The sequence below is a fragment of the Paenibacillus radicis (ex Xue et al. 2023) genome, assembly GCF_024722015.1.
In the GTDB taxonomy this organism is placed as follows: domain Bacteria; phylum Bacillota; class Bacilli; order Paenibacillales; family NBRC-103111; genus Paenibacillus_S.
This window is the reverse complement of the sequence record NZ_JANQBD010000036.1, coordinates 60988-72235: the sequence shown is the minus strand read 5'-3', so window position 1 is coordinate 72235 and position 11248 is coordinate 60988. Positions and strand designations below refer to the sequence as shown.

Below are 11248 nucleotides of genomic sequence, written 5' to 3'. Positions count from 1 at the left end.
ATTGCTCCGTGTTTCATGAACAGAACATGCGTTCCATCCAGCTATCCGCTCTTAGCTATCGTTTCCGATAGTTATCCCGGTCTTACAGGCAGGTTGCCTACGTGTTACTCACCCGTCCGCCGCTAACTGTTCCCGAAGGAACAATCCGCTCGACTTGCATGTATTAGGCACGCCGCCAGCGTTCGTCCTGAGCCAGGATCAAACTCTCCATTAAAGTTGGTCACAAGGACCGTTTAACGCAAGCTTGTCTTAAGCTCAAAAGTAATGCTAGCGAGAATTTGCATTCTCTATTTCAACACTCACTCGTTGTTCAGTTTTCAAAGGGCAATCGTTGACAAAGCCACGTCATTGCTGACTTTCTTCTTTGTCGATTTATGTCACCATGTTTAGCGGCGACTTTTATAAGATAACACATTCGCCCATCACAATGCAAGTATTATTTTAAAATCAACCATATCGATTTATTCGATTTAACACCTGCGTCAGAAGCGACAAAAAGTAATATACCAAATCACAATGAGAAAAGCAACTGAAATGTTTTTTACTTCCGTTGGAAACAAAAAATAGCGCATCTACCCCCATAGGGAAGATACGCTATATCATGTCACCGATCCAATTGCTTTATTCGCCCTGACGCTCACGCATGGAAGGAAATAATAGTACATCGCGAATGGATGGAGCGTTCGTCAACAGCATAACCAAACGATCTATACCGATTCCTAACCCACCTGTAGGCGGCATACCGTATTCCAAAGCACGAATGAAATCTTCATCCATTTCATGCGCTTCATCATTACCCTGCTCACGCTCCACAAGCTGCGCTTCAAAACGTTCCCGCTGGTCAATAGGATCATTCAGCTCAGTGAATGCATTGGCATGCTCACGCGCGACAATAAACAGTTCAAAGCGATCCGTAAATCGTGGATCCTGCTCGTTCTTTTTGGCCAATGGCGAAATAGCCACAGGATGCCCATATACAAAGGTAGGCTGAATTAAGGTTTCTTCAACAAACGCCTCAAAGAACTGATTGACAATATGACCAAATGTCATCATTGGCTCTACATGGACTTTATGTTCTTTGGCCAATTGATGCGCCTCTTCATCCGTCATCTGCTTGCTGAAGTCAACACCCGTCACTTCTTTAATTGCATCGACCATAGAAACCCGTCTCCAATTTGGAGTAAGGTCCACTTCATGCTCTTGATATTGAACTTTGGTTGTACCAAGCACTTCCTGCGCTATATGTGCAATCATTTCTTCGGTTAGCTTCATGATATCCAAATAATCTGCATAAGCTTCGTACAGTTCTATCATCGTAAACTCAGGATTATGTCGAGTCGAAGTCCCCTCGTTACGGTATACGCGTCCGATTTCATACACTTTTTCCATACCGCCTACAATTAGACGCTTCAAATGCAGCTCAATGGCGATCCGCATATACAGCTGCTTGTCCAATGCATTATGATGCGTTATAAAAGGACGAGCCGAAGCTCCCCCAGCAATTGAATGCAGGGTTGGAGTTTCCACTTCCAAATAACCGCGGGTATCCAAATAACGGCGCATCGATTGAATAATTTTGGAACGCTGAATGAAAGCAGCCTGAACTTCCTGATTCATAATAAGGTCTACATATCTTTGACGATAGCGAAGCTCCACGTCCTTCAAGCCATGGTATTTATCCGGCAGAGGAAGCAAAGATTTGGACAACACCTCAACGTTAAGCGCCTTTACTGAAAGTTCCCCTGTTTTAGTCTTGAATATGGTGCCTTTAATGCCGATAATATCCCCAATATCCAGTATGTCAAAGGCTTGATATTTGGTTGATCCCACTGCATCTTCCCGCACATAGATCTGAATTTTTCCGGTAATGTCCTGAATATGCGTGAAGCCAGCTTTACCCATACTCCGCTTTTGCATAATTCGCCCAGCGACACTAACCTCCGCTCCGATTGCATCCAAATCTTCTTTACTTTGCTCATCATAGGCTTTAAATAGCTCTCCCGCATGATGAGTTAATTCAAACTTTTGTCCGAATGGATCGATTCCCAAGCCGCGAAGCTCGTCCAATTTATTACGACGGATCTGCAACAGCTCGTTAAGTTCCTGTTGTTCTACAGTCATGGTTCCCACTCCTTTTCTGGCTTTTTAGCATGTTTTATAGTATTAACCTGGCTTCGCTCTTCAACTAAGGATAACCGGTCCCGACGCCTTTGAAGGTGCGATCTCGTTTGTCAGAGCTGAAGTCAGCAAAGTATAAAAACCAACTGTCTGTTCAACTAAAAAAGCTTCCATAGGAAGCTTCTATCGACAGTTATTAGCGGAAAATGGCAAGCATCCACTTACTTCTTAATATCGATAATTTCGTACTGAATGGTACCTGCAGGTACGTTAACGTCCACTACTGCGCCTTTTACCTTACCCAAAATCGCTTTGCCTACTGGACTTTCATTCGAAATTTTATTGTGCAGCGGATCAGATTCCGCAGTTCCTACAATGTTATATTCAACGACATCGCCAAATTCCAAATCCTTCAACGTAACTATAGCCCCTACGCTAACAGTATCGGTGCTGACATCGTCATTGTTGATGATTCGGGCGTTACGCAGCAATTTTTCAAGAGTCATAACTCTACCCTCAATAAATGCCTGCTCGTTCTTAGCATCCTCATACTCGGAATTTTCACTAATATCGCCATAACCGATCGCTACTTTAATTCTTTCGGCAACCTCACGGCGCTTCACGCTTTTAAGATGTTCCAATTCTTCCTCAAGCTTTTTTAAACCTTCCTGAGTCAGGATGACTTCTTTTTCACTCATTACAAACGATCTCCTGTCATGTGAAAGATTTTCATATTTCGAGCAGATACATCGACACTATGAATTCACTAATAATTAATATATTAACGAACGAAATCCTGATGACTGATCCGTCTTCGGAAATGACTATTGACTGATTATATTGCAAGCCCATACAAATGTCAATCTAAGCCAAATGCATACAACTTCATGGCAATCAGTGTATTAAGGTTGATGCTTCAGGCGCCTCTTCTACAGCCTTTCCGTCCATGGAAGCTACAAAATCCTCTAATACCTGCGCCATCGCATCCCGCTTCGTTTGCTCCATAATAATGTCCTTCACACGTGCCGAGCCAGTTAATCCTTTCAAATACCAGGCCAGATGCTTGCGCATTTCCTTCACAGCTACATTCTCACCCTTAAGAGCTACCAAACGGTCCATATGCAAAAGAGCAATACGAATTTTTTCCTGTCCGGTCGGTTCTGGAGGGAGCTCTCCTTTGGTTAAGTACTGGACGGTCCGATACAGCATCCACGGATTCCCCAGCGCAGCACGCCCGATCATTACACCGTCTACACCTGTGTGGTCAAGCATTCGTTTAGCATCCTCTGGAGTAAGCACATCACCATTGCCAATGACAGGAATCGACACAGCTTCCTTAACATCTTTAATAATGTCCCAATTGGCATGACCTGTATACATCTGTACACGAGTTCTACCATGAACGGATACCGCTGAGCCTCCGCCGTTCTCGACGGCTTTGGCATTTTCAACGGCATATACGTGCTCGTCATCCCAGCCAATTCTCATCTTAACGGTAACCGGCTTGTTTACCGATTTTACAACGGTTGAGATCATTTGTTCGATTCTCGATGGGTCCAGAAGCCACCGCGCACCTGCATCACATTTCGTGATTTTCGGTACGGGACAGCCCATATTAATATCTATGATATCAGCGTTCGTATGCTGATCGACATATTTAGCAGCTTCGACAAGCGTATCCGTATCTCCACCAAAAATCTGCAGACTCAGAGGTTTTTCACGGTCATCAACGAACAGCATATCTATAGTACGATGATTACCGTGAACTATCGCTTTATCGCTTACCATCTCAGCACATACAAGCCCTGTACCGAATTCCTTGGCAATTAAACGAAAAGCAGGGTTGCACACGCCTGCCATAGGAGCAAGCACAACTTTATTCGGTGCTTCAACATTCCCTATTTTCAACATCATTTTCACTCCTTTCTATTTTTATTTGGCTACAGGCAATAATTCTTCAGGCTCAATTCCCAATACCTCGGAAATTTTACGAATTATTTTTTGATCCGGTTTGCGTGTTCCCCTCTCAATAGCTCCCAAGATAGCAATAGATACATCGAGTTGATCAGCCAGTTCATTTTGTGTGAAGCCTTTTAACTTGCGGAAAGCGCGGATGCGCTGAGCGATTATATTTTTTTCCATAGTGTAACGCCTTCCTTTCCTTCCAGCCCCTCTAAATGTGTCGTCAACCTGGCAGCCTGCTGCGGACTGCGCATCTGCATAACCTCGACCAAAGGTACGAGAACAAATGCTCTTTCCATCATCCGTGGATGAGGAAGAATAAGCTGCGGATCATCCTGCCTAACTTCATCAAACAGCAGCATATCCAAATCAATGGTCCTCGGTCCCCATCTCAATTCCCTGGTACGGCCAAGATTTTGTTCAATCAGAAGCATAATCGTAAAAAGCTCTTCTGCCGTGAGCGATATCTTCAGCTCCAGCACCATATTAAGAAAAGGGGCTTGGTCTGTAACACCCACTGGCTCCGTTTCATAAATACCGGATCGGCCGGATACTTCGATATTATCGTAAGCATCCAACTGCCGAATAGCCTCTGTTAGATAATGCTCCCGATCTCCCATATTAGATCCTAACGCAATATATGCGTAAATTAATGGCTTAGAGCCCATGAAGTTTATGCCCGCTTTCTATGAATTTCAACCAATACTCCATCAAAAAACATCGCTACAGGAGGATGTGGCTTTAGGACGCGTACGGTAATTTCATTTATACTAGTATAAGTTTGCAGGAGCTCAGATGCAATACGTTCTGCCAAAGCCTCGATCAGCTTATACACCTCTTGCTCCACAATGGTCTTAATAATTCCATAGGCTTCTGCGTAATTAACCGTATCATCAATACAATCGCTGGAGCCGGGCTTGTCCAAGGGCAAATGCAGTTCCACATCCACTTGATAACGTTGGCCCAATTTATTTTCCTCTGGAAAAACTCCATGATAGCCGAAAAACTGCATACCCGTCATAACAATTTTATCCATGTTGTTTCGTTAGCCCCCTCAAAGAACATTTCACAACTTGCTTATCGATAAATTCCACAGCTTTAAAATGCCAGCCTTTGTCCCACGATAGCATCAGTCATTACAGCCACCCGCTTCATTGCTGACACATCGTGAACACGCATAATTCGACACCCTTGTACAATTCCCATAGTTACCGTCGCAGCCGTACCCTCAACAATGTCATTAGCTGGAAGCTGAAGCGCCTTCTGAATCATGCTTTTCCGCGAGGTTCCAAGCAGAACTGGATAACCTAAATCTACAATCCGGTGAAGTTCATTCATGAGTTGAAGATTTTGCTCATAGGATTTGGCGAAACCGATTCCCGGATCGAGGATGATCTGCTCATCCTTAACCCCTGATGCATGAGCTAATCTGATGCATTCGCGCAAATCCTCGATAACATCATGGATGAAGTTATCATATACCGCCTCAATACGATTATGCATCAGCACAATAGGGCAGCCATAGTCAGCGGCAATGCGAGCCATGTCAGTATCCTTTTTCAGCCCCCATATATCATTGAGAATATGAGCCCCTGCTTCAAGCGCCTGCCGCGCAACTTCCGCTTTATAGGTATCTATGGACAGCGGCACTTGAAGTCCTGCCTCACGTATGGCCTTAACGACGGGAACGACCCGCTCCAATTCCTGCTCAAGTGTCACGGTCTGGAAGCCGGGACGAGTTGATTCCCCTCCGATATCAATAATATCCGCTCCTGCCGCGATCATTTGTTTGGCTTGCTCTACTGCAGCCGACAACTCAGTATACCGGCCCCCATCCGAAAAAGAGTCTGGTGTGACATTCAAAATCCCCATAATCAGCGTACGGCCTGCAACATCCAGCGAGAGATCACCGCAGCTCAATGGATTAATTTCACGTTTCATCAATATACTTACCCTCCTTGTGCCAAAAGCAGCGTATGCCGTTCATAAAGTCGCATCAACTCGGTCGTCCATTCACCTGCATTTCCATTACCTACAATAACCTTCTGCCCTTCTACATTAAATAACGAGGTAATAGGGACAATCTCCTGAATGGAATTGGTGATAAACACCTCATCCGCTTCTAACAAATCGCTCCAAGTGTAAAAACCTTCCTCTAATCTCATTCCCGCTTCTGCCGCTAGACGCATGAGGAAGGCCCTTGTAATACCCGGTAATATGCCGGTTTCTAAAGAAGGCGTAAATAGCTGCCCTTTGTTGACGAAGAATAGATTACTGACAATTCCCTCGGCCAAATTACCTTTAGCATCCGCAAACAGCCCTTCGGTATTGGATGCCCAGGGGTAGTTCAAAAGCTCGCGTTTCGCTAAAATATTGTTCATGTAATGAAGCGACTTCAAGCGTTCTGTGCCTTCTGGTGTATTTCTGACTAGCCTCAGAAGCTGGAGTGGTTTGCCAAGCCGGTACAATTGTTCATTCCTCGCCGGAAGGTCCTTAATATATACGATTACTGAAGGCTCAGCATAGTCTCCCCCCGGAAGTCCAAGCAAGTTCCGCCCAGCCGTAACTGTAAAGCGTATATACGCATCCCCCAGTTCATTAACCTCCAGCAGCTCCTGAACAATTCGCTGCCACTGCTCTGCTGCTGGCTTATAAGAGATCCCCAGCTGGTCACAACCTGCTTTCAAACGATTCACATGCTCCTGAAGTAAAAAAGGATGCCCGCCATAGGTCCGAAATGTTTCGAACAAACCAATACCGTAAAGAAAACCGTGATCATATACAGAGACCACGGCCTTCTCTTCATCTATTAGAGTCCCATTCACATATATCTTCACGCTTGCTTCACAGTTGTTTCGTTCAAGAAATTGCGCAATATTTGCAATCCGTGATCGGTAATGATTGATTCCGGGTGAAATTGAACACCTTCAATCGGATATTCCTTATGACGAAGCCCCATAATTTCACCTTCTGCCGTTTCCGCACTAATTTCCAAGCAGTCTGGCAGCGTCTCGCGTTTTACAATTAACGAGTGGTACCTTGTTGCAGTAAAAGGTGAAGGAAGACCTTTGAATAAAGTTTTGCCATCGTTAATAATAGGTGAAGTTTTGCCGTGCATAAGCCGCTCTGCCCGTACAACCTCGCCTCCAAATACTTGTCCAATAGATTGATGTCCTAAGCACACACCAAAGATTGGAATCTTACCTTTAAAGTGATCAATCAGCGCCAGGCTGACCCCTGCTTCATTAGGCGTGCAAGGTCCGGGAGAAATCAGAATATGATCCGGGTTCAATGCTTCAATTCCGGCCAAATCGATTTCATCATTACGGCGGACCTCTACCTGCTCACCCAGCTCACCTAAATATTGCACCAAATTATACGTAAACGAATCGTAGTTATCTATAACGAGAATCATGTCCATCCGCCTCCATTACACTAAATTTTCGACGTTCATTTCGCTGTATTGAATAGCTTTCCACATGGCTTTTGCTTTGTTAATAGACTCAGTGTATTCCTTCTCCGGAATGGAATCGATAACGATCCCGGCACCCGCTTGGACATATCCAACTCCATCTGCAATGACTAAAGTGCGGATAATAATATTAAATTCCATATTACCATTATAGTCAATCCAACCGATAGACCCCGTGTATGGACCCCGACGAACAGGCTCCAGCTCTTCGATGATTTGCATTGTGCGGATTTTGGGAGCGCCTGTAATGGTCCCCCCCGGAAATGCTGCCGCTATAATATCAAATGCCTGCTTCCCCTCTGCCAAGAGCCCTTCAACCTGCGAGACAATATGCATAACATGGGAGTAATACTCGATCACCATAAAATCTTTTACCCGAACGGTGCCGTAGGTTGAAATCCGCCCCAGATCATTGCGTTCAAGATCAAGCAGCATAATGTGCTCAGCACGCTCTTTCTCGTGATGGATCAACTCATCCGCAAGGCGACGGTCTTCTTCAGCATTATGCCCTCGAGGACGCGTCCCAGCAATCGGCCTTGCGCGTACCGTGCCGTTCTCAAGCTGCACCAAAAGCTCGGGCGAGCCAGAAACCAATTGAAAATCGTGAAAACGCAGCATCCCCATATAAGGAGACGGATTAACCAGGCGAAGCCATTCATAAATCTGCTCGGGAGCCTGTTGAAGCTGCTTATGCTGCCGCACCGATAAATTAACCTGAAAGACATCTCCCGCTCCGATATAAGCTTGGATCTTCCGTACGGCTTCCATATAAGCCTCTCTTGAGAAATCCGCCTGGATCCCTTTAATCGAATCAAAATCCACATGCAGTAAATCCTCAGCTGTCCGCTGGAGCATATCCTCGCGGGTTCGAACATAAGGAGCTAAGGTGTTTACCTCCGCAATACGATCCCACTGCTTCTTCATCTGCTCTGCAGTAGCTTGAGCCCGCTCGTAGCTCTGCTCTAACGACAGCCCCTCGGCCTTTGCCTCGGCCAGCGATGTGTGCACAGAGCAATAAAGCTTACGCTCCTCGTGATCAATGATCCACAGCTTATCCAGCCGGACAAATGCATAATCAGGGATCGGCAAATCATCTGCCGCCGCTTCGGGCAGCCGTTCGATCGTCCTGACTACATCATAGCCCCAGAACCCGACACAGCCGCCAACGAACTTCGGCATGCCTTCCACAACTGGGGCGCGGTAAGGCTCCATCCACTGCTTCACGAGCGTAAGTGGCGAGCCTTGCACTTGATCCACTATATCGGGCTGACCAGCATTCTTAATCGATGCTTGACCTCCATTACCCCGAATTTCAGATAAAGGCTCCAATCCAAGGAAGGTATACCTTCCTCCCTTGCCGCTCTCTAATACAAAGGAGCCCGGCAAGGCTTCCTTCCATGCAAGCTCCCATGAAATGAGGCGATCCGATTCTAACGGATAACCATGTACGTAGGGAAGCATCGTATAATGCTGTGACCACTCCCGCCACTGCTCGTTGGTTATTAAAGTCACTACAAAGCCCCCTTCCTCTACTCAATCAACGAACACTTAAGTTTGGACTTAGTATACTTGAAATTGTCTATGAAAAAAAGCCCCTCAGCGAACTGAAGGGCTTCCTGCTCACGAATTATTCTTCAAACTGGTACAACGGTGTGCTGAGGTATCTTTCTCCGTTACTAGGAACGACTGCAACTACACGTTTGCCGGCTCCCAGCTCTTTGGCTACCTTAAGTGCTGCGAAAATTGCTGCGCCTGAGGAAATTCCGCCAAGGATTCCTTCCTCTTTCGCTACGCGGCGGGAAGTTTCGAATGCATCTTCATTATCAACTTGAATGACAGCATCATAAATATTTGTATTCAAAATATCCGGGACAAAACCTGCGCCAATCCCTTGGATTTTATGAGGACCCGGTTTTCCTCCAGATAATACAGGAGAAGCACTCGGCTCTACAGCATAAATTTTAATGTCAGGAAAGTTCTCTTTCAACACGCTGCCTGCACCTGTGATGGTACCTCCAGTACCGATACCGGAGATGAAAGCATCCAGTTTACCATCGTGCGAGTTAATCGCTTCAACAATTTCCGGTCCAGTTGTTTCACGGTGAACTTTAACATTCGCTTGGTTTTTAAATTGTTGCGGGATAAAGTAGGAAGGATTCTCGGCTTGAATTTCCTCAGCTCTTTTAATTGCACCCTTCATTCCTTCTGCTCCCGGTGTCAATACCAATTGCGCTCCATAAGCACGAAGCAGATTGCGTCGTTCAATACTCATTGTTTCAGGCATAACCAAGATTGCTTTATATCCTTTAGCTGCAGCCACTAATGCCAAACCAATACCTGTGTTACCGCTGGTTGGCTCTACAATGGTGTCTCCAGGTTTAATTTTACCTTCTTGCTCCGCTACCTCAATCATGCTGATTGCGATACGGTCTTTAACACTAGCTCCGGGATTCTGATACTCTAGCTTCACATAAACTTCTGCGCTTCCTTCAGGTACTACACGGTTCAATCTTACCAGGGGTGTACCACCAATCAATTCGGTAACGCTTTGAACTAATTTAGCCATTATGAGTTCCTCCTAAAATGATATCAATAATATCCGAGTAAAATGCTAGGTATTCTACATTTATCTTATCAACCCCTATAAGGCTTGTCAATACTAATTTCCCAAAGATTGACGGAATTGCCGTCCTTAGGGACGAATGCATTTCACAACATTGTGCGGAGCCAAGCATAAAAACTTAAAATGTCATGGTGACCTTCCATTTTTCCCGGATGGATTTAATAACTTCCTTTAATGGGGGCGCCTCGCGTAAGGCCAACTCTTTTCTGACAGCTTCCCTCACCTGATCCTTGCTGAACTTCGGATCTTCCTTGCGGTCTTTCAGTTTGATGAAATATATTTGACCATTGACTTCGATCGGTTTGCTAACCTCGCCCGTCTTCAGCTGCACAGCAGCTTTCAATACAGGCGCGGCAACGAATGGATCATCTTCCTCTATCCACCCCAGATCGCCCCCATTTTCCCTTGTCGCATCGTCAAGAGATCTCTCTCTGGCAACCTTTCCAAAGTCCATCCCTTTGGAGAGATCAGCCGCCACCTTCGATCCTTGGTCTTTACTGCCAACTACAATCTGCTGCAGCCGCAACTGCGTAGCCGATCTGAATTCTTCAGGATGGGCCTTCATATAAGCGTCCACCTGCTCGGTTGAAATTGTAATATAGCGGATAGCCAGCTTTTCAAGGAGCAGCTTATCGTAAACATCCGTTTTTAATGCTTCCGGAGTCATTCCCAGCTGTTCTTTCATTGATTCATAAAATTGCGTTTCGCTGTCATAGCCTTGCTGCATACGTTTTAATTCTTTTTGGATCTCGCTATCTTCCACATTGGTCCCCTGTGCTGTTCCTTCCATGCGAATAACTTCATGATCCACCATTTGGTTCAACAGTTCCCGGCCGTGCTTCTGCAGCAGCTGCTGCTCCAAATCCATGCTCGTTATAGTTTTCTCACCGATTGTTGCAATTACACGCGCAGATTGGTTCTGGTTTGTCTGGCCCGGCTTCATGTCGGCATTGGGTTGGGTAAAGAAATCAGCAAACACTACGAAGGAAAGGATGACAACAGCAAGCAGCAAAACCGCATTGACTCCCCACAATACCCTAATGTTTCGCATTCCTAATCCCCTCGTATGGCCC

12 protein-coding genes and 1 rRNA gene are annotated in these 11248 nt (G+C 45.6%); all 13 read right to left on the bottom strand.

The annotated features are described in order from the left end of the window. Positions 1–214: ribosomal RNA gene (locus NV381_RS33620) — 16S ribosomal RNA — on the bottom strand; the annotation flags it as partial. A gap of 407 nt (positions 215–621) precedes the next feature. Continuing rightward, positions 622–2121 carry a lysine--tRNA ligase gene (gene lysS / locus NV381_RS33615; protein WP_258217670.1) on the bottom strand — a complete coding sequence of 500 codons (1500 nt, stop codon included), beginning with the start codon at positions 2119–2121 and terminating at the stop codon, positions 622–624. A gap of 218 nt (positions 2122–2339) precedes the next feature. Further along, entirely contained in the window at positions 2340–2816 is a 477-nt protein-coding gene (greA, locus tag NV381_RS33610) for a transcription elongation factor GreA (protein WP_258217669.1), read from the bottom strand. 196 nt (positions 2817–3012) lie between these two features. Then, the gene (gene dusB / locus NV381_RS33605; RefSeq protein ID WP_258217675.1) at positions 3013–4029 is read right to left on the bottom strand and encodes a tRNA dihydrouridine synthase DusB; all 1017 of its coding nucleotides are present in this window, start codon (positions 4027–4029) and stop codon (positions 3013–3015) included. A 21-nt stretch (positions 4030–4050) separates the two neighbouring features. Continuing rightward, a complete protein-coding gene (locus tag NV381_RS33600; protein WP_258217668.1) occupies positions 4051–4260 on the bottom strand; it encodes a helix-turn-helix domain-containing protein in 210 nt (69 codons plus the stop codon). Continuing rightward, the gene (gene folK, locus NV381_RS33595) at positions 4245–4748 is read right to left on the bottom strand and encodes a 2-amino-4-hydroxy-6-hydroxymethyldihydropteridine diphosphokinase (RefSeq protein ID WP_258217667.1); all 504 of its coding nucleotides are present in this window, start codon (positions 4746–4748) and stop codon (positions 4245–4247) included. The genes NV381_RS33600 and folK overlap by 16 nt, the downstream gene beginning before the upstream one ends. Before the next feature lie 5 nt (positions 4749–4753). Beyond that, on the bottom strand, positions 4754–5116 hold the full coding sequence (gene folB, locus NV381_RS33590) for a dihydroneopterin aldolase (protein WP_258217666.1): 363 nt from the start codon (positions 5114–5116) through the stop codon (positions 4754–4756). A 62-nt stretch (positions 5117–5178) separates the two neighbouring features. Further along, positions 5179–6021, bottom strand: coding sequence for a dihydropteroate synthase (folP, locus tag NV381_RS33585; protein ID WP_258217674.1), 843 nt, complete (start codon positions 6019–6021; stop codon positions 5179–5181). Between the two features lie 8 nt (positions 6022–6029). Further along, on the bottom strand, positions 6030–6917 hold the full coding sequence (gene pabC / locus NV381_RS33580; protein ID WP_258217665.1) for an aminodeoxychorismate lyase: 888 nt from the start codon (positions 6915–6917) through the stop codon (positions 6030–6032). After that, positions 6914–7495: an aminodeoxychorismate/anthranilate synthase component II gene (pabA, locus tag NV381_RS33575; protein WP_258217664.1), complete on the bottom strand. Its 582-nt coding sequence runs from the start codon at positions 7493–7495 to the stop codon at positions 6914–6916. The genes pabC and pabA overlap by 4 nt, the downstream gene beginning before the upstream one ends. A gap of 15 nt (positions 7496–7510) precedes the next feature. Continuing rightward, a complete protein-coding gene (locus NV381_RS33570) occupies positions 7511–9064 on the bottom strand; it encodes an anthranilate synthase component I family protein (protein WP_258217663.1) in 1554 nt (517 codons plus the stop codon). A gap of 115 nt (positions 9065–9179) precedes the next feature. Continuing rightward, complete coding sequence (gene cysK, locus NV381_RS33565) at positions 9180–10118, bottom strand: cysteine synthase A (protein ID WP_258217662.1); 939 nt, start codon at positions 10116–10118, stop codon at positions 9180–9182. Between the two features lie 175 nt (positions 10119–10293). Beyond that, positions 10294–11226, bottom strand: a complete 933-nt coding sequence (locus NV381_RS33560) for a peptidylprolyl isomerase (protein ID WP_258217661.1) — start codon at positions 11224–11226, stop codon at positions 10294–10296. Positions 11227–11248 lie beyond the last annotated feature (22 nt).